Here is a 19,133-nt window from a genome sequence, read left to right on the forward strand (position 1 = left end):
CGGGGTCTTCGGCGTTTCCCGGGGCCGTTAGGGTGCGACGCATGGCGAACAAGGCGAACGCAGAGATCGGTGTGATCGGCGGCTCCGGCTTCTATTCGTTTCTCGACCACGTGACCGAGCTCCAGGTCGACACCCCGTACGGGCCGCCCAGCGACTCGCTCTTCCTAGGTGATATCGCCGGCCGGCGGGTGGCCTTCCTGCCCCGGCACGGACGCGGACACCATCTGCCGCCCCATCGGATCAACTACCGGGCCAACCTGTGGGCGCTGCGTTCGGTCGGCGCGCGCCAGGTCCTCGGTCCGTGTGCGGTGGGCGGTCTGCGCCCGGAGTACGGGCCCGGCACGCTGCTCGTGCCCGATCAGCTGGTCGACCGTACGAAGTCACGCATCGGTACGTACTTCGACGGGCTGCCCCTGCCCGACGGCAAGGTGCCCAACGTGGTGCACGTGTCCCTGGCCGACCCCTACTGCTCCGTGGGACGCTCGGCGGCGCTGAAGGCGGCGCGCGGCCGGGAGTGGGAGCCGGTGGACGGCGGCACGCTCGTCGTGATCGAGGGGCCGCGGTTCTCCACCCGTGCCGAATCGTTGTGGCACCAGGCGCAGGGCTGGTCGGTGGTGGGCATGACCGGGCACCCGGAGGCCGCGCTCGCCCGCGAACTGGAGCTCTGCTACACGTCGTTGAACCTGGTCACCGATCTGGACGCGGGTGCCGAGAGCGGCGAGGGCGTGTCGCACGAGGAGGTGCTGCGGGTGTTCGCGGCGAACGTGGACCGGCTGCGGGGTGTGCTGTTCGACACGGTGGCCGCGCTGCCCTCCGACGGCGAGCGGGACTGTCCGTGCGCGAACGCGCTGGGCGGGCTGGATCCGGGGTTCGAACTGCCTTAGCGAGGACAGGCGCAGACGCGACAGGAGGAGCCGGAGGAGAGGCCTCGGGCGCGGAAGTTCTCCTTCGGGTGAGGGAGTTGTCCACAACCCGGCGGTGGTCCACAGGCTCCGGCGAGCGGCGGCGCGAAGCCTCATCGTGGCTTCGCAAACCCGTTCCCCCTCGCAGGTGGTGACCTCGTGTCCGACTCGTTCCTTCCTCCCTCCTCGCTTCCTCCGATCCCCTCGCCGGTCCCGGCCCCTCTCCCCTTCGCGACGCGCCCACCCGGCACGGACGCCCCTGCCACCTGCGAGGTGCCGTCCTTCGACCCCGTCCGGGTCCGCGGCGGACGGTACCTGCTGGGGCGGCTCGTCCGGAGCCGGCGGCGTGCCCTCGCCCTGGGACTCGCGATCACCGCCGCCGCGCTCGTGGCCTCCGGTCCACGGGACGGCGATCCGGCCCGCGGACACCCCGGCGGAACCGCGCGCGCGAACGCAGGCGGGCACGCACGCCCCGGCGCGTATGCCCCTCTACGCGCCCCTACGCCCGGCCCGCGCGCCGGGGTGAAGGTGACGGTGCCGGTACGGATCGCCGACGCGGACACGGTCCGGCTGCTGCGCCCCGGTGACCGGATCGATGTGATCGCCGTCGGGTCCACGACGCCGGGCGGGGTGGACGACGCGAGCAGCGACGCCCGCGTCGTCGCGCGCGGAGCCCTGGTGACGAAGGTGCCGAAGCCGCCGGACACCGCTGTGGGCCCGGCCGACGGCGGGGCACTGGTCGTCCTGTCGGTGCCCCGGTCCACCGCCGCGCGTCTGGCGGGGGCGAGTGCGACGGCCCGGCTGGCGGTGAGCCTGTGGTGACGTCAAGTCCCTCGTCCGAGGGACCGAATTGGACAGGCCCTCCTGGCGTTGACGTAGGTTGCGGAGTCGTTTGTTCCACAACCTGTACATGCGAGGAGTGTCCCCGAGGTGAGCGAGAAGAAGGCAAGCGTCTGGCAGGGCTTCAAGGCCTTCCTGATGCGCGGCAACGTCGTCGATCTGGCAGTCGCGGTGGTGATCGGCGCGGCCTTCACGAACATCGTGAACTCGGTGGTGAAGGGAATCATCAACCCGCTCATCGGAGCGGTCGGCACCAAGAACCTGGACAGCTACAGCTCCTGCCTCAAGGGCCCCTGCACCGGCACCGGGGACAGCGCGACGGGCGTCAGGATCCTGTGGGGGTCCGTGCTCGGCGCGACCCTCACGTTCGTGATCACCGCCGCGGTCGTGTACTTCCTGATGGTCCTGCCCATGTCGAAGTACCTGGCGAAGGTGGAAGCCCGCAGGAAGGCCAAGGAGGGCACGCAGGAGATCGTCGAGCTGACCGAGCTGGAGGTCCTCAAGGAGATCCGCGACCTGTTGGTCGCCCAGCGGGGCTCGGGGCACGGCGAGCGGTAGAGGCCCTCGACGGAGCCCTGCGGGCGGTGCTCCGCCGGGGCTCCCGGGTCTGCCGGACCGGACCGGTCCGCAGGGTTCAGACGTGGTGGGGCGGCTTCTCGTCGAGGAAGCGCTTCAGGTCGGCGGCACTGTCGCCCTCGGCGGACGGACGCTCGCCCCAACCGCGGTCGGTGTCGTCCGAGGACTGCCGGTCCAGCGGATCGTCGAAGATCAGCGCGGCCTTCGGGTCGCGCGGCTCGGAGGCGGAGGGGGTGCTCATCCCCCCAGAGTACGGCTCCGGTACCCGCGCGGGTCAGGGTGCGGCAGCCGGCCGCACGTCCTGTGAGCCCGCGGATCCCGCACAAGATTTTCCGCCGCTTGTCTGCTGTGCTGGTACCCATGATGTCCAGTACGCCTCCGTCGGCCTCTCCCCCTCCCCCCGGGATTCCCGTCTCCCCGGCTCCCACCCGCTTGAAGCCGTTGCGGAGCCTGACCGCGCGCGGGCGGGACGAGACACACCGGGTCGCGTCGCCCCTCGAGTTGTTCTTCGACCTGTGCTTCGTCGTGGCCATCGCCCAGGCGGGCATGCAACTGGTGCACGCCGTGGCCGAGTCCCACGCGGGCGAGGGAATCCTCAACTACGCGATGGTCTTCTTCGCCATCTGGTGGGCGTGGATGAACTTCACGTGGTTCGCGTCGGCGTACGACAACGACGACGTCCTGTACCGGATCGTCACGCTGGTGCAGATCGCCGGGGTCCTGGTGCTGGCGGCGGGCATCTCGCAGGCGTTCGAGGACCACGAGTTCGTGGCCGTCTGGCTGGGCTACGCGATCATGAGGTTCGCGCTGAGCTCGCAATGGCTGCGCGTCGCGTGGTCCGCCCAGGGCGCGGAGCGGACGATGGCGCTTCGGTACGCGGCGGGCGTGCTGATCTGCCAGGTCGGCTGGCTGGGGCTGCTGATCCTGCCCGAGGGCGGCAGAGTGTGGCTGTTCCTGGTGATGGCGCCGCTGGAGATGTGTGTGCCGCTCTACGCGGAGAAGGACCACCCGACGTCCTGGCATCCGCATCACGTCGCCGAACGCTTCGGGCTGTTCACGATCATCGTGCTGGGCGAGACGATCGCCGCGGCGACGGTCGCCGTGAAGTCGGGCATCGAGGAGAACGACGCGCTGGGCGAGCTGCTGCCGATGGCGGCGGGTGGGCTGCTGATCGTCTTCGCCGCCTGGTGGATCTACTTCGTGGTGCCCATCCATGGGCATCTGCGCTCCAGCAAGCAGGCTTTTCTGTGGGGCTACGGGCATTACGTCGTCTTCGCCTCGGCCGCTGCGATCGGCGCGGGTCTGGAGGTGGCGGTGGAACAGGCGGTCGGAGAGGCCCATATCTCGACGCTCGCCGCGTCGGCCGCGGTCACCCTGCCGACGGCGCTGTACCTGATGGCGGTCTGGGTGCTGCACGCACGCCACTTCAAGGTGGGCCTGGCGCAGCAACTGGTGCTGCCCGTCGCCGCGCTGCTGGTGATCTGCACCACCTTCCTCGGCGAGTGGGCGGTCCTCGCGACCGGTCTGGTGTCGGCGCTGACGGTGGCGACCGGGACGACCCTGACGGCGCGCCAGGTCGCACGGGAGTCCCGGGAGAGCCCCGAGCGGGCTTCGAGCGCCGTGACGTGACGGGGCGGGACACCGCGGCATCCGACGCGATCCGGACGAGACTGGTCCCCATGACAGTTGACGCTCTGACGGACGTCGCCGGCGTCCGCGTGGGACACGCCACGCGGACCGGCGGCGGTTGGCTCACCGGCACCACGGTCGTCCTCGCGCCGGAGGGCGGCGCCGTGGCCGCCGTGGACGTGCGCGGGGGTGGCCCCGGAACGAAGGAGACCGACGCGCTCGATCCGCGCAATGTGGTGCAGCGGGTCGAGGCGATCGTGCTGACCGGCGGCAGCGCCTACGGGCTCGACGCGGCGTCCGGGGTGATGGCCTGGCTGGAGGAACAGGGGCGCGGGGTGCTCGTCGGCGCGGACCCGACACACGTCGTGCCGGTGGTGCCCGCAGCGTGCGTCTTCGACCTGGCGCGGGGCGGCGACTTCCGGGCCCGCCCGGACGCCGCCGTCGGCCGGGCCGCCGTGGAGGCGGCCGCGGCGAGCGCTCCGGGTGACCGGGTGCCGGAGGGCTGCGTGGGGGCGGGGACGGGCGCCGTTGCCGGACCGCTGAAGGGCGGTGTCGGCAGCGCGAGCGTGCTTCTGGACTCGGGAATCACGGTGGCCGCGCTGGTGGTGGTCAACGCGGCGGGCTCGGTGACGGATCCGGAGACCGGCGTGCTGTACGGGGAGTTGTTCCAGGGGCGGGTGGAGTATCCGGAGGCTCGCGTGCACGAGGCCGCGCGGCGGCGTCTCGCCGACACCACGGAGAAGAACGCCCCGCCCCTGCTCAACACCACACTCGCGGTGGTCGCCACCGACGCCGACCTGACGAAGGCGCAGGCGCAGAAGCTTGCGGGCACGGCACACGACGGGATCGCGCGGGCCGTGCGTCCGGTGCATCTGCTCAACGACGGGGACACCGTGTTCACGCTGGCGACTGGCACGCGCCCGCTCGACCCCGGCCGTCCGCTGGCCCTGAACGAGGTCCTCGCGGCGGGCGCGGATGTGGTGACGCGTGCGATCGTGCGGGCCGTGCGGGCCGCCGAGCCGGTGACCGGGGCGGGCGGGACGTGGCCGTCGTACGAGGAGTTGTACGGCGGTCGGTGACCCCGGGGGCCGGGAAGGCGATTGTCCCGGTTCCGTCACGTGATGGTGCCAACGGCGACCGGAGGGAACCCCACCGGCCGCCGGATCCCTCCTTCTCCACGTACCGGAGCGGATCACTCACATCACACGAAGCTGGAGCAGCCCGTGACAACGGCGGACATAGCAGTGCGGCGCGCGGTCGGAGCCTGTGCCGTCCTGGTGGTCGGTGCCCTGACCCTGACCGCCTGCGGGGGCAGCGCCACTGCCAAGGACAAGGACGGGGACGCCAAGGGCGGCAAGAGCGGCGTCAAGACGTCCACGGCGAAGATCGTCATCTCGGCGAAGGACGGTTCGACGAGCGCGTCGATCAACGCGACCGGCGTGAAGGTGAGCGACGGCCGGCTCACCGAGGTGAAGATGACCGTGGCCGGTTCGGGGCAGCCCGTCGAGGGATCGCTGTCGGCCGACGGCAGCACCTGGAAGCCGAAGGAGCAGCTGGAGCGCGGGACGAAGTATCAGATATCGGCGACCGCGAAGGATGCGAACGGCAAGACCGCCGCCGCCAACTCCATCTTCACCACCGTCTCTTCGGCGAACAGCTTCGTAGGGACCTACACGCCGGACAACGGCACGACGGTCGGTGTCGGGATGCCGGTGTCGTTCACCTTCGACAAGGCCATCAGCGACACGAAGGCCGTGCAGTCGCACATCACGGTCACCTCCAGCAGCGGCCAGCAGGTCGTCGGCCACTGGTTCGGCGCGCAGCGGCTCGACTTCCGTCCCGAGGAGTACTGGAAGGCCGGCTCCAAGGTGACGATGAAGATCGACCTGGACGGGGTCGAGGGCGCCAACGGCGTGTTCGGGGTGCAGAAGAAAACGGTCACCTTCACCATCGGGCGGTCGCAGGTGTCGACGGTCGACGTCGACACGCAGACCATGACGGTGGTGCGGGACGGACAGACGCTGAAGTCGGTTCCGATCTCCTCGGGCAGCCCGGATCACACCACCTACAACGGGCAGATGGTGATCTCCGAGAAGTTCACGCAGACCCGCATGAACAGCCGGACGGTCGGTCTGGGCGGCGAGTACGACATCCCGGACGTGCCGCACGCGATGCGCCTGACGCAGTCCGGCACCTTCATCCACGGCAACTACTGGTACAACAGGGGCAATCCGCCCTTCGGCAACACGGGCACCAGCCACGGCTGCGTGGGGCTCGCGGACGCCCAGGGCGCGCAGGGTGACACGCCCGCCAAGTGGTTCTACGACAACTCGCTGATCGGCGACGTGGTGATCGTCAAGAACTCCCCCGACAAGACGGTGTCTCCCGACAACGGGCTCAACGGGTGGAACATGTCCTGGGCCGAGTGGACCGCGGGGAGCGCCGGCTGATCGCCGTAGACGCCCTCTGACCGGCGATTTCTGATGGGCCGTCGGGCCGCGCGGGAATTTTTCGCGCGGCCTCGACGTTTTCACGGCGTACGTTTTCTCGGTTCCCGGACATGATGTCCGACCGAGGGGCTACGGTATGCACCCACAAGGTGACATGCAGCAACGCCGGGAGAAACCTTGAGCGTTCCGTACGAGACGACAGCGTACGAACCAGCCGAGTCGCCCGAGTCTCCGGAGGAGCACCTCGCGCGACTGCTCGGTCGCGCCCTGAACTCGTTCGAGCTGCCAGACGAAGCCCTGCGGCGGCTCGACTGCGCACTCGCGCACGACAGCTCCCTGCACTCCGCGCACCACAGCGCGGGCCTGCACCGGGAGACGTACCGGCACACCTGGTTGCTGGCCGACGGCTGCGCGCTCACGCTGTGGGAGCTCGTGCACAACCCCGCGCCGGGCAGCGAGCCGCAGCACGAGGTGTACGTCGACGAGGAGGAGCTGCGGGCCGCCACGGCCCGGCTGCCCCTGCCGTCGGACACCCCGGACTTCGAACTGCCGGTGCTGGTGCAACTGTCGCCGGTCCCCGGGCCCCGGCACGTGTACGTGCCGGACGACTCGGCGGATCACGCGCGCAGACTGCTGCGCCGCGCGGAGAACCCCGACCGGCCGGACGCGGACACGGACGCGCTGCTGAAGTCGGCGTTCGCGCACCAGATCACGCAGGCTTTCGGGCGCCCCTGCCGGGCGGGCCGGATCGGGCTGGGTTACTCGCTCTACGAGCACGCGTTCCTGCTGCGGGACGGCCGGGAGATCTCCCTGTGGGAGGTCGAGCACACGGCGACGCCGGACGGGCGGCACATGTGCGAGGTGTACGTGTCCGAGGCGGCGGCCCGGGACGCGATGGAGCGCCGGGCGGCACAGGTCTCCTGAGCCGTTCAGCGGTCCCGGCCGAGCGGTCCGGGCCGAGAGGTCCGGTCAGCGGTCCCGGCCGAGAGGTCGGGTCAGCGACCGCCGCCGAGCTGTCGTACGAGGCCGGCGAAGGCGTCCTTCTCCGCGGGAGTGAGTTCCACGGCTTCCCGGCCGGGACCGGACTGTCGTTGGCGCGGGAGGGCCGGCAGCACCGGCGGGGCGGGCGGGACCGGGAGCACGGTGCGGGCCTCGGCGCCCGAGCGGTTGCGCCGCATGATGCGGGTCACGAAGATCAGCCAGGCGATGGACGCCACGGCGAGGACCGTCAGGGCCGCCAGCTGAGGGAACGTGAGATGCACGGGCATAGAGCCCAGTAGACACCACGGTCCGGGACCTGTGTCCCGGACCGTGATGTATCTCGCAGATCGCCCACATCACGCAGACCGCTCAGATCGCGCGATAGCCCTGTTCCGTGCGGAGATCGATGAATCACCGCAAGTGGTCAGCAGTAACCGCATACTGCGGCTGACGACCGGGGTTACGCGGCCACCGGCTGCTTCGCCTCTGCCGCGGTCGCTGCCGCGGACTTCTCCGTCGTCCCGGGTTCGACGATGCCGGGGACCGGCTTGCGCAGGCCCTTGAGGACGATGACCACGGCCGTCGTCACGCACACGCCCGCCGCGATGGCGACCAGGTACAGGAACGGGTTGCCGATCAGCGGGACCACGAAGATGCCTCCGTGCGGGGCCCTGAGCGTGGCGCCGAAGGCCATCGACAGGGCGCCGGTGACCGCGCCGCCCGCCATCGAGGCCGGGATGACGCGCAGCGGGTCGGCCGCGGCGAACGGGATCGCGCCCTCGGAGATGAAGGAGGCTCCCAGGACCCAGGCGGCCTTGCCGTTCTCGCGCTCGGTGGGGGTGAAGAGCTTCTTGCGGACGGTCGTCGCGAGCGCCATGCCCAGTGGCGGGACCATGCCGGCGGCCATCACGGCGGCCATGACCTTCATCGCGGAGTCGCTGGGGTCCTGGACGGCGATGCCGGCCGTGGCGAAGGCGTAGGCGACCTTGTTGACGGGGCCGCCGAGGTCGAAGCACATCATCAGGCCGAGGAGCACGCCCAGCAGGACGGCGTTGGTGCCGGAGAGGCCGGCCAGCCAGTCCGTCATGCCCTTCTGGGCCTCGGCGATGGGCTTGCCGATGACGACGAACATCAGGAAGCCGACGATCAGCGAGGAGATCAGCGGGATCACCACCACCGGCATGATGCCGCGCAGCACCGGCGGGATCTTGATCCGCTGGATCGCGAGGACGATGCCGCCCGCCAGGAGACCGGCGACCAGGCCGCCGAGGAAGCCCGCGGCGATGTTGGAGGCGATCATGCCGCCGACGAAGCCCGGCACGAGACCGGGCCGGTCCGCCATGCCGTAGGCGATGTATCCGGCCAGGACCGGGATGAGGAAGCCGAAGGCGACCCCGCCGATCTGGAACAGCAGGGCGCCCCAGCTGTCGACCTGGGTCCAGGAGAAGTGCTCCATGACCGACGGCGCCTTGTTGATCTCCCAGCCGCCTATCGCGAACCCGAGGGCGATCAGCAGACCTCCCGCGGCGACGAACGGGACCATGTAGCTGACGCCCGTCATCAGCCACTTGCGCAGCTTGGTGCCGTAGCTGTCACCGGACTCGCCGGTCCGCTCGACCGGTGTCCCGCCGCCGGCCGCCGAGGCGCTCACCTCGCCGCGCGCCGCCTTCCCGCGCACCTCGGTGATGAGTGCGGCTGGCCGGTTGATGCCCGCCTTCACCCCGACGTCCACGGTGGGCTTGCCGGCGAAGCGGTCCTTGTCGCGTACGGGGACGTCGTGGGCGAAGATCACGCCGTCCGCCGCGGCGATGACGGCCGGGTCGAGCCGGGTGAAGCCGGCCGAGCCCTGCGTCTCGACGACGAGTTCGACGCCCGCCTCGCGGCCCGCGTTCTCCAGGGACTCGGCCGCCATGTAGGTGTGGGCGATGCCGGTCGGGCAGGAGGTGACGGCGACGATCCGGAAGGGCCGCGCGGCCTCGGTGTCCGTGTCCTCGCCGGTGGCCGTGTCGGCGTCGGCGGAGGCCGCCGCCGACGCCGACACGGAGTCTGCGGTGCTGCCCTCGGCTGCGCCGGCCGGTGTGTCGGCCGCTGAGACCTCGGCGGCCGGGGCGGCGTCGCCCGGGGCTGCGTCGCCGCGGATCAGCGCGGCCGCGGTCGCCGCGTCGCCTGCCGAGCGCAGTGCGTCGGTGAACTCGGCGTTCATCAGCTGACGGGCGAGGGACGAAAGGATCATCAGATGGGCGTCGTCCGCGCCGGCGGGGGCGGCGATCAGGAAGATCAGGTCGGCGGGGCCGTCGGCGGCGCCGAAGTCGATGCCGGTGGCGCTGCGTCCGAAGGCGAGCGTCGGCTCGGTGACGTGGGCGCTGCGGCAATGCGGGATGCCGATGCCGCCGTCGAGGCCGGTGGGCATCTGGGCCTCACGGGCGGCCACGTCGGCGAGGAAGCCCTCCAGATCGGTCACCCGGCCCTGGGCCACCATGCGCTCGGCGAGGGATCGCGCCGCCGCTTCCTTTGTTTCGACGGACAGGTCGAGATCGACCAGGTCCGCGGTGATCATGTCGCTCATCGCGGGCTCCTTCGCACGCGTATCGCCCGGGGCGTGGGGTGGTGGGCGAGGGTGGGGACGGGGACGGGGGTTGCTGCGGCCGTGCAGTGGGGGGAGGTGAGCGAGGCGGAGACGGGGCCGGGGAAACCCCGCCTCCGCGGGGTGGCAGGCGGGTTCGGACCATGCCTCCCCTGATCGGCGAAGTGCCTCATGCGCCTCATGCGCCTCATGCGCCTGAGGCGGCCCTGCCGACCATGTCGAGCGGAGAGCTGAACGGAGAGTCGACCGGCGAGCCGGGCGGCGAGCCGGGCGGGAAGTGACGAGGGAACACCCCGCTCGACGACCGGTGCGCCGCCCGGCACATGACCCGACGCGGCCGCCGTCAGGACAGACGGCGCGGGAGTCGTCCTCAGGAAGGACACCGCGGCCGTCGCCTCAGACGGCGCGGGAGTCGTCCTCAGGGAGGAGGCCGCGGCCGTCGTCGCAGACAGCGCACGGGTCGTCCTCAGGGAGGACGCCGCGGCCGTATTCGCGGGCGGCGCAGAAAGCGTCGTCCGCGTGGTCGACGTGGCCTGCGTGGTCGCCGCCGTGCGCCTGGACTGCGTGGTCGCCCTCGTCGTCGGGGCCACCGTGGGGGTCGGTGTCATGACACCGGCTCCTTCAGTTCGCGGTCCACCGGTACCTGGGCCGTGACCGTCACGGCTGCCGGGTCCAGGTCGTCCGGGGTAGGCATCACGCTGCCGGGGAGCTGGACGGCCGCCGCTCCGTGCGCGACGGCGGAGGCGAGTGCCGCGGGGCCGCTGCCGCCGGCGACGAGGAAGCCGGCGAGGGAGGAGTCGCCGGCGCCCACGTTGCTGCGTACGACGTCGACGCGGGCGCTCGCGAACCAGGTACCCGTGTCCTCCACGAGCAGCTGTCCGTCGGCGCCCAGGCTGGCGAGGACGGCACGGGCGCCCATGTCGCGCAGTTCCTCGGCGGCCTTCACCGCGTCGCCGACGGTCGCCAGGGGGCGGCCGACGGCCTCGGCGAGTTCCTCGGCGTTCGGCTTCACGACGTCGGGCCGTTCCCGCAGCGCTTCCAGGAGCGGCCGCCCGGAGGTGTCCAGCGCGATGCGGGCGCCTCCGGCGTGCGCCCGCGCGACGACCTCGGCGTACCAGGAGGGGGCGAGTCCGCGGGGCAGGCTGCCGCAGCAGGCGATCCAGTCGGCGTCGCGGGACTGCTCGCGGACCGTCTCCAGGAGCAGTTCCTGCTCCTCCGGGGACAGCTCGGGCCCGGGTGCGTTGATCTTCGTCAGGACGCCGTCGGACTCCGCGAGGGCGATGTTGGAGCGGGTGGCCCCGGCGACCGGGACGGGCGCGACCTCGATGCCCTGTGCGTCGAGCAGCTCGGCGACCAGTGCGCCCGGCGCGCCGCCCAGGGGCAGGACGGCGACGGTGTGCCGTCCTGCGGCGGCGACGGCGCGCGAGACGTTCACGCCCTTGCCTCCCGGGTCCATCCGTTCGCCGGTGGCGCGGATGACCTCGCCGCGGTCGAGGGACGGGACCTCGTAGGTGCGGTCGAGGGACGGGTTGGGGGTGACGGTGAGGATCATGCGCGTACTACTTCCGTGCCGCCGCGCTCGATGGCGGCCGCGTCGTCGGGGCTCAGTCCGCTGTCGGTGATCAGCAGGTCCACGTCGCTCAGGTCGCCGAAGCGGGCGAAGTGCTCCTGGCCGTGCTTGGCGGAGTCCGCGAGGAGCACCACGCGGCGTGCGGCGGCGACGGCCGCCCGCTTCACCGCGGCCTCGGCGAGGTCGGGGGTGGTCAGACCGTGCTCGGCGGAGAACCCGTTGGCGGCGACGAACAGGACGTCGGCGCGGATCTCGCCGTACGCGCGCAGCGCCCAGGCGTCCACGGCGGCGCGCGTACGGTGGCGCACGCGCCCTCCGACGAGGTGCAGTTGCATGCCCGGGTGGTCCGCGAGGCGGGCGGCGATGGGCAGGCTGTGGGTGACGACGGTGAGCGAGGCCTCCAGCGGGAGGGCGGCGGCCAGCCGGGCGACCGTGGTGCCGGCGTCGAGGATCACCGTTCCTTCGGTGGGCAGTTCCGTGAGGGCCGCCTTGGCGATGCGGTCCTTCTCGTCGGCGGAGGTGCCCTCACGTTCGGCGAGGTCCGGTTCGAAGTCGAGGCGCCCGGCCGGTATGGCACCGCCGTGCACGCGGCGCACCAGGCCGGCTCGGTCGAGGGCCTTGAGATCGCGGCGGATCGTCTCCGCCGTGACCTGGAACTCCTCGGCCAGCGACAGGACGTCCACCCGGCCGCCGTCACGGGCGAGCCGCAGGATCTCCTGCTGCCGCTCCGGTGCGTACATGTCCGTTCTCCTCCGACCGTTACCGATTTTATGCCCGAACCTGTGGTTTCGCCTCGGAGGCTACGCCCGGATTTCCGGAAAGTAAACAGGTTCGGACGTGATCCGGGCATGAACGGACTTCCGCCCGATCGCAGTCCACGGCCTCCCCACCCCCGGCCCCCGCCCCCAGCCCCCCCGGCCCTCCTGCGCGGGCCCCCCGGCCCTCCTGCGCGGGCACGCGGTGGGGCCCGTCACCCCTCGGGTGACGGGCCCCGCGCGCGGGAGCGTCGGCGCTCAGACGACGAGCTCGCGCTCCCGGTCCCCGGAGGGGGCCGCCTCCGGGGCGTCCTCGGCGCCGCCGCCCTCCAGGTGCTGGGCCGGCCGCTTCGGCAGGGCGAACATCAGCAGGAAGATCGCGAACATCACCAGGGCCACCCAGCCCAGGGCGTGCTCGAAGGCGTCGACGAAGGCGGGACCCACGTCGGCCGGGGTCAGCCGGTCGCCGATCCGGCCGAAGAAGACGACCGCGACCAGACCGAGCCCGAGGGCGTTGCCCATCTGCTGCACGGTGTTGATCAGCCCGGACGCCGAACCGGCGTGCTCGCGTGGCACGTCCGAGAGCACGGCGTCCGTCAGCGGGGCGACGATCAGCCCCATGCCGACGCCCATCACGACGAGCGGAAGCGCCATCTGCCACGGGGCGATGCCGAGGCCGTACCGCTCGGACTCCCAGATGTAGAGCAGGACGCCGAGGGCCATGGTCAGCGCGCCCGTCTGGAGCACCTTGCGGCCGAAGCGCGGGACCAGCTTCTGCACGGACAGTCCGGCGGCCGTCGACACGGCGATCGAGAACGGGACACCGGTCAGGCCCGCCCGCAGCGGGCTCCAGCCCAGGCCGGTCTGCATGTACAGCGTCCAGACCAGGAAGAACACGCCGAGACCGATACCGAAGACGGTCTGCACGGCGACGCCTGCCGCGAAGCTGCGCACCCGGAAGAGGGAGAGCTCGATGAGCGGCGAGCCGTCCCGCGCGCCCTTGCGCCGCTCGTACGCGACCAGCGCCCCGAACACGCCGATCGAGCCGGCCATCGACACGTACCCCCACACCGGCCAGTCCAACTCGCGGCCGCGGGTGAGCGGGTAGAGCAACATGAGCAGGCCGAGGGTGACCAGGACGACGCCGACGAGGTCCAGCTTCAGCGCCTTCGGTGCCTTGGACTCCGTGATGAAGCGGCTGCCGAGGATCAGTCCCGCGACACCGACCGGCAGGTTGATGAGGAAGATCGGCCGCCATTCCAGACCGAACAGGTTCCACTCGGTCAACAGCGCACCGAGCAGCGGCCCGGAGACGGCGCCCAGCCCCACGATCGCGCCGAAGAGCCCGAAGACCTTGCCCCGTTCGTGCGCCGGGAAGGTGGCGTGCACGATCGACAGCACCTGCGGCACCATCATCGCCGCCATGGCCCCCTGGAGGATGCGGGAGGCGACCAGCATCTCCGGGTTCGCGGCGAAACCGCACAGCGCGGAGGCGAGGGTGAAGCCGCCGATGCCGAGGAGGAACAGCTTCTTGCGGCCGTGGATGTCGCCGAGCCGGCCACCGGTGATGAGCCCGGCGGCGAAGGCGAGCGCGTAACCGGCGGTGATCCACTGGATCTGGCTCCAGGAGGCGCCCGCGTCCTCCTGGATGGAGGGGATCGCGATGTTGACGATCGTGACGTCGACGAGGTCCATGAAGGCCGCCGTCATGACGATGGCGAGGGCGAACCAGCGACGGCGGTCGCCCGGCGCCGCCCTGGCCGTTCGTGGGTCGGGCGCGGACTCGGGCGAGGTCTCGAGGGAGGTCTCCGTGGAGGTCATGGTGTGACAGTAGGACCGCACTAGGTCAGATCGTGTCCTAGTTGTGCGGCATCCTCGAACACATGACGACGGACACTCCGGCTCGGCTGCTCACGCTCCTCTCCCTCCTCCAGACGCCCCGCGAATGGCCCGGCGGCGAGCTCGCCGACCGTCTCGGGGTCTCCCGCCGCACGGTCCGGCGGGACATCGACCGGCTGCGCGAACTCGGATATCCCGTCCAGGCGACGCTGGGCTCGGACGGCGGGTACCGGCTGGTCGCGGGCAAGGCCATGCCGCCGCTGGTGCTCGACGACGAGGAGGCGGTGGCGATCGCCGTCGGACTGCGGGCGGGCGCGGGGCACGCGCTGGAGGGCGTCGACGAGGCGTCGGTGCGGGCCCTGGCCAAGCTGGAGCAGGTGCTGCCCGCCCGGCTGCGCCACCGCGTCTCCACCCTCCAGGCCGCGACCACACCGCTGACCAGCGGGGACGGTGCGAGCATCGCACCCGAGACACTGACCGTCATCGCCTCGACGGTGGCCGGGCAGGAACGGCTGCGGTTCGGCTACCGCGCGAAGGACGGCACCGAGACGCGCCGCCTGACCGAGCCCTACCGGCTCGTGTCCACGGGCCGGCGGTGGTACCTCGTGGCGTACGACCTCGACCGCGAGGACTGGCGGACCTTCCGGGTGGACCGGATCGAGAACCCCTTCGCGACCGGCGCCCGCTTCACCGCGCGCGAACTGCCGACGGGAAGCGCGGCGGAATACCTCCGGCGGTCCATCCAACTGCGCCCGGACGCCTACGAGTACGAACTCGACGTCACGTTCGAGGCATCGACGGAGTTCGTGACGTCGCGCCTGCCGCCATGGCTGGGAACCCCGGTCGCGAACCCGTCGCCCGCCCCTGCCCCGGACCCCGACCCGGCACCCGACGGAGATGGCGACGGCGACGGGGGCGGGGACGGGGTCGGGGACGGCAGGAGTCGGCTGCGGGGCACCACCAGCCACCCGGTGGAGTGGGTGGCGATGCGGCTGGCGACGCTGGGCTGCGAGTTCACGGTCCAGGGGCCGCCGGAACTGGTGGAGTGCGTAAGGGATCTGGGCGGACGGTTGAGCCGCTCGGTCGGTACGGAGGACGCCGCGGGGAGTGGCACGCCCTGAGGGGGGCTCAGGGAGAGGCGTGCACGGCGCTTTCGGGAGGCGCGGAAGAACGGGGCGGGCGCTAGGCGCAAGGTGCCAGGTGCTAGGCGCAAGGCGCAGAAAGCACCGGGCGGGCGCCGAACGGACGGGCCAGGGAACGACGAGCGCGCGGAGGGCGCGGTTCAACCCCTGGGTCAGGCCTCATCCGCCGGGCTTTCGTCCCACGCGAACCCGTGCAGCGCCCGCAGATTGCGCAACGCCAGCTCCGCCGGGCCCTGCCGTCCGGTGGGAGGCGAATCGGTGGCCGCCCAGCTTTCGACCGCGACCCGGACCGCGGCACCGGCCACCGCCGCGGTGAACCGTTGATAGGGAGAGGCAACGTTGTCGAGGGCGGAAGCGGGGTCGGCAGCGGCGGCCGGAGTGGCGTCGGAAGCGGCGTCGGAAGCAGCGCCCGGAGTGGCATTGGAAGCAGGGTCGGCAGCGGCGGCCGGAGTGACGTCGGAAGCGGCGTCGGAAGCAGCGCCCGGAGTGACCTCGGAAGCAGGGTCGGCAGCGGAGGCAGCATCGGCAGCGGATCCGGAAGGAACGTCGGAAGCGGGGCCGGAGGGAACGTCGGGGGCGGTTGTTCGGGACGACGGGGTGGTCCGCTCCGCCAGCACCTCGGCGAGGGTCGTCTCCGAGGTGTGGCAGACCTCCGCCCAGACCTTGCCGAGGGCGGGGCTGGTTCCGGCCAGCCGGATCAGGGTGCGGACCCATTCCCAGGACGCCGCCGACACCCCGCGGCCGGGGACGAGGGTGTGCCGTATCGCGTGTTCCAGTGCCTCGGGCGCGGTCAGTTCGGCCGGCGCCTCGCGTACCGCCTCCGCCCAGCGCTGTGCGCCCGCCGCGTAGAGCGGGGCGACGGCCTCCTCCTTGGTCGCGAAGTACCGGTAGAAGGTGCGCGGGGCGATGCCCGCCGCTTGGGCGATGTCCTCGGCCCGGGTGGCTCTCAGGCCCCGGCTGACGAAGAGGCCTGCCGCCGCACGGGCGATCTCCATACGGGTCGCCGCTTTGCGCCGCTCGGTCAGCGAAGCCGAGGCGGAGTGGGGGGTCGAGCTGATCACGTCGGCAGGCTATGCCCATGTGGCACAATCTGCCATTCGGGCGGGCCACCCCGTGGTTCAGGTACGGGGTGGCCCGCCTTACCAGCGTGCCTGGCCGCCGTGTCATATGCCAGGCGGGCGTGTGCGGCCGCAATTCCCGCCCAGCGGTGCCGACGGTCCGGCCGGAGCCGACGTGGATCAGCCCGAAGCCCACGTCAGCCCTCCCGGCGAGGACGACGGACAACCGGAGTCGACGCCAGACATCCCGGACCGACTCGAACCGCTCGGAACCGACATCAGTCCTTCCGGAGCCGACTCGAACCACCCGAAACCCACGCCAGACATCCCGGCGGGGACGACGGACCGCCGCCCGAAGCCGACGTACGTCCTCCCCGAGCCGACGTCAGACCCCCGGCGGTGCCGTCGGACCACCCGGGTACGAAGAGGAGCCGGGCCCCGGCGCCTGGGGGGAGAGGCACCGAAGCCCGACTCGGGGAAAGTCCCGGCGCCGGGGGGATGTGCGTCGGGACTTGGCTCATGTGCGGCGAGGATGTCGGGAAGGGAAGGGGCTGCGAGGTCCGGCCGGTCCGAACTCCAGTTCCGACCCGGACTCCCGTGCCCAGAAGTCTTGTTCCCGCGCGCTTCCTCCTTGAAGCGGCGTTCCTGCGCCATGTTTGCGCGGCATCCACCACCCGGCGCACGCGGGCGGGAACCCGGCACCACGGGCTGCCTGAAGCCCACTCGCCGCAGCTCCCGGCCGTCCCGCAGGCGCTCGAAAGGCTGCGCCACTCACGGCTGTCGCGGCATCTCCCCCGCAGCCAAAAGGCGTCCCCCGACGGGCCGTTGGCCGATCGGCCAACCACCTCGAAGGCCCCGAGCACCTACCAGCGAGCGCCATCCGCCCACGGACCGACCGGCCGACGACTCACGCCGCACGACCCATGACCCATAACCCATGCCGGACGAACGACCCACGCCCGAAGGGCGATCCACGGACAAAGGGCGACCCACGGACGCCCCAAGACCGGCCACGGACCACCGACCCGCGCCGCCCGATGGAGCCTCGCGCTCCATCGGCCGACGGAGGGTCAAGTGCCTTACGCCGCCGCCTCGAAGCCCGTGTCACGGGCCAGCTTCTTCAGTTCCAGCAGGGCATGCTTCTCGATCTGACGGATGCGCTCGCGCGTCAGACCGTGTTCCTTGCCGACCTCGGTCAGGGTGCGCTCGCGGCCGTCGTCGATGCCGTACCGCATCTTGATGATGGAGGCCGTGCGCGGCTCGAGGCGGTCGATCAGGCCGTCCAGTTCCTCACTGCGCAGCAGGGTCAGGACGGACTGCTCCGGCGAGACCGCGGAGGTGTCCTCCAGCAGGTCGCCGAACTGGGTCTCCCCCTGGTCGTCGACCGCCATGTTGAGCGAGACCGGGTCGCGGGCCCAGTCCAGGACGTCCGTGACGCGCGCCGGCGTGGAACCGAGTTCGGTCGCGATCTCCGCGGGCTCCGGGTCGCGGCCGTTCTCACGGTTGAACTCGCGCTGCACACGACGGATCCGGCCGAGCTCCTCCACCAGGTGGACGGGCAGACGGATCGTGCGCGACTGGTCCGCTATCGAGCGGGTGATGGCCTGACGGATCCACCAGGTCGCGTACGTGGAGAACTTGAAGCCCTTGCGGTAGTCGAACTTCTCGACCGCGCGGACCAGGCCGGCGTTGCCCTCCTGGATGAGGTCGAGGAGCGGCAGACCGCTGCGGGGGTAGCGGCGGGCCACCGCGACGACCAGCCGGAGGTTGGAACGGATGAAGACGTCCTTCGCCCGCTCGCTCTCGGCGACCAGGGCCTCGAGTTCCTCGCGCGAGGCTTCCGCCCTGGACTCCTCGTCACCGTCGAGGACCTGCTGTGCGAACACACCGGCCTCGATGATCTGGGACAACTCGACTTCCTTGGCGGCGTCGAGCAGAGGTGTACGCGCGATTTCGTCGAGGTACATGCCGACCAGGTCGCGGTCGGCGATCTCGCCGCCATGGGCGCGAACACTGCGGGCCGCGTCGGTCGTCTCGCCGTTGGCGGACTTGCGACGGGCGACGGCACGGGTTGCCATGCGTGCTCCCTTGCGATGGAGGTTCAGCGGGTGGCCCTTCAGACACCAGGCACTCTCGGACTCGGACTCTCCTCGGGTGCCCTGCATCTGATGGAAACAACGACTGGAATCAGGACAGAATTCCCAACCCGCACCCCGATTTTTATGATCTTGCAGTACCCTGTCCGACCACCGAGGAGGCGTGATGTCGTCGGAACGTACAGAGGTGCAGGTCAGGCCAGGAGTCGAGGGTGACCTCGAAGCTCTCACCAACCTCTACAACCACTACGTACGTGAGACGCCCATCACGTTCGACACGGTGCCCTTCAGTCCGGAAGAGCGACGTCCTTGGCTGCTCTCCCACCCTGAAGACGGGCCGCACCGTCTGATGGTTGCCACGGAAGCGGACTCACAGGACATCCGGGGGACCTCACAGGAAATCCTGGGGTACGCCACATCCAGCGCTTACCGGCCGAAGGCGGCCTACTCCACGTCGGTGGAGGTGACGGTCTACGTCGCCCCGCACGCCGGCGGGCGCGGCATCGGCACGCTCCTCTACAAGGCGCTCTTCGAGGCGCTGGCCGGGGAGGACCTGCACCGCGCCTACGCGGGGATCGCGCAACCGAACGAAGCGTCCGCGCGGCTGCACGAACGCTTCGGTTTCCGGCACGTGGGCACGTACCGCGAGGTGGGCCGTAAGTTCGGCCGCTACTGGGACGTGGCCTGGTACGAGAAGGACCTCTGACTCCC

General features: G+C 71.2%; 16 protein-coding genes and 1 pseudogene. 9 read left to right on the plus strand and 8 right to left on the minus strand.

Annotated elements, in window-relative coordinates; genetic code table 11:
* Positions 1–41: 41 nt before the first annotated feature.
* From AOQ37_RS16675 to mscL, 3 genes are all read left to right on the plus strand, one after another.
* Positions 42–884: an S-methyl-5'-thioadenosine phosphorylase gene (locus tag AOQ37_RS16675; RefSeq protein WP_062645322.1), complete on the plus strand. Its 843-nt coding sequence runs from the start codon at positions 42–44 to the stop codon at positions 882–884.
* Positions 885–1,061: 177 nt separating this feature from the next.
* Complete coding sequence (locus tag AOQ37_RS16680) at positions 1,062–1,724, plus strand: RcpC/CpaB family pilus assembly protein (protein ID WP_374701507.1); 663 nt, start codon at positions 1,062–1,064, stop codon at positions 1,722–1,724.
* A 108-nt stretch (positions 1,725–1,832) separates the two neighbouring features.
* Entirely contained in the window at positions 1,833–2,300 is a 468-nt protein-coding gene (gene mscL, locus AOQ37_RS16685; protein WP_062645323.1) for a large conductance mechanosensitive channel protein MscL, read from the plus strand.
* 76 nt (positions 2,301–2,376) lie between these two features.
* Here mscL and AOQ37_RS16690 read toward each other — a convergent pair whose 3' ends face one another.
* Positions 2,377–2,559, minus strand: coding sequence for a hypothetical protein (locus AOQ37_RS16690; protein WP_062645324.1), 183 nt, complete (start codon positions 2,557–2,559; stop codon positions 2,377–2,379).
* A gap of 122 nt (positions 2,560–2,681) precedes the next feature.
* On the opposite strand from AOQ37_RS16690, the gene AOQ37_RS16695 reads away from it, so the two are divergent.
* The 4 genes from AOQ37_RS16695 to AOQ37_RS16710 all read left to right on the plus strand — a co-directional run bounded on the left by AOQ37_RS16695 (position 2,682) and on the right by AOQ37_RS16710 (position 7,321).
* Positions 2,682–3,947, plus strand: coding sequence for a low temperature requirement protein A (locus tag AOQ37_RS16695; protein WP_374701510.1), 1,266 nt, complete (start codon positions 2,682–2,684; stop codon positions 3,945–3,947).
* A 50-nt stretch (positions 3,948–3,997) separates the two neighbouring features.
* Positions 3,998–5,026 (plus strand): P1 family peptidase, encoded by a 1,029-nt coding sequence (locus tag AOQ37_RS16700; protein WP_062645580.1) that lies wholly within the window; start codon positions 3,998–4,000, stop codon positions 5,024–5,026.
* A 144-nt stretch (positions 5,027–5,170) separates the two neighbouring features.
* Positions 5,171–6,397, plus strand: coding sequence for a L,D-transpeptidase (locus AOQ37_RS16705; RefSeq protein WP_062645325.1), 1,227 nt, complete (start codon positions 5,171–5,173; stop codon positions 6,395–6,397).
* A gap of 177 nt (positions 6,398–6,574) precedes the next feature.
* Positions 6,575–7,321: a DUF6227 family protein gene (locus AOQ37_RS16710; RefSeq protein ID WP_062645326.1), complete on the plus strand. Its 747-nt coding sequence runs from the start codon at positions 6,575–6,577 to the stop codon at positions 7,319–7,321.
* A 71-nt stretch (positions 7,322–7,392) separates the two neighbouring features.
* Here AOQ37_RS16710 and AOQ37_RS16715 read toward each other — a convergent pair whose 3' ends face one another.
* From AOQ37_RS16715 to AOQ37_RS16735, 5 genes are all read right to left on the minus strand, one after another.
* Positions 7,393–7,665: a hypothetical protein gene (locus AOQ37_RS16715; protein WP_062645327.1), complete on the minus strand. Its 273-nt coding sequence runs from the start codon at positions 7,663–7,665 to the stop codon at positions 7,393–7,395.
* A 173-nt stretch (positions 7,666–7,838) separates the two neighbouring features.
* Positions 7,839–9,944, minus strand: a complete 2,106-nt coding sequence (locus AOQ37_RS16720; RefSeq protein ID WP_062645328.1) for a PTS fructose transporter subunit IIABC — start codon at positions 9,942–9,944, stop codon at positions 7,839–7,841.
* A 622-nt stretch (positions 9,945–10,566) separates the two neighbouring features.
* Positions 10,567–11,514 carry a 1-phosphofructokinase gene (pfkB, locus tag AOQ37_RS16725; RefSeq protein WP_062645329.1) on the minus strand — a complete coding sequence of 316 codons (948 nt, stop codon included), beginning with the start codon at positions 11,512–11,514 and terminating at the stop codon, positions 10,567–10,569.
* On the minus strand, positions 11,511–12,272 hold the full coding sequence (locus AOQ37_RS16730) for a DeoR/GlpR family DNA-binding transcription regulator (protein ID WP_062645330.1): 762 nt from the start codon (positions 12,270–12,272) through the stop codon (positions 11,511–11,513). Before AOQ37_RS16730 ends, pfkB begins: the two co-directional genes overlap by 4 nt.
* Positions 12,273–12,545: 273 nt before the next feature.
* Positions 12,546–14,108 (minus strand): MFS transporter, encoded by a 1,563-nt coding sequence (locus AOQ37_RS16735; RefSeq protein ID WP_062645331.1) that lies wholly within the window; start codon positions 14,106–14,108, stop codon positions 12,546–12,548.
* Positions 14,109–14,170: 62 nt separating this feature from the next.
* Here AOQ37_RS16735 and AOQ37_RS16740 point away from each other — a divergent pair, with 62 nt between their 5' ends.
* Entirely contained in the window at positions 14,171–15,247 is a 1,077-nt protein-coding gene (locus AOQ37_RS16740; protein WP_062645581.1) for a helix-turn-helix transcriptional regulator, read from the plus strand.
* A gap of 616 nt (positions 15,248–15,863) precedes the next feature.
* On the opposite strand, the pseudogene AOQ37_RS42280 reads toward AOQ37_RS16740, so the two are convergent.
* Both AOQ37_RS42280 and AOQ37_RS16750 read right to left on the minus strand, forming a co-directional pair.
* A pseudogene (locus AOQ37_RS42280) lies at positions 15,864–16,263 on the minus strand (TetR/AcrR family transcriptional regulator); the annotation flags it as partial.
* A gap of 1,142 nt (positions 16,264–17,405) precedes the next feature.
* The gene (locus tag AOQ37_RS16750; protein WP_062645333.1) at positions 17,406–18,404 is read right to left on the minus strand and encodes a sigma-70 family RNA polymerase sigma factor; all 999 of its coding nucleotides are present in this window, start codon (positions 18,402–18,404) and stop codon (positions 17,406–17,408) included.
* Between the two features lie 184 nt (positions 18,405–18,588).
* On the opposite strand from AOQ37_RS16750, the gene AOQ37_RS16755 reads away from it, so the two are divergent.
* Positions 18,589–19,128: a GNAT family N-acetyltransferase gene (locus AOQ37_RS16755; protein ID WP_062645334.1), complete on the plus strand. Its 540-nt coding sequence runs from the start codon at positions 18,589–18,591 to the stop codon at positions 19,126–19,128.
* Positions 19,129–19,133: the final 5 nt, after the last annotated feature.

The organism is Streptomyces maremycinicus (assembly GCF_001184025.1).
Classification (GTDB): Bacteria; Actinomycetota; Actinomycetes; order Streptomycetales; family Streptomycetaceae; genus Streptomyces; species Streptomyces maremycinicus.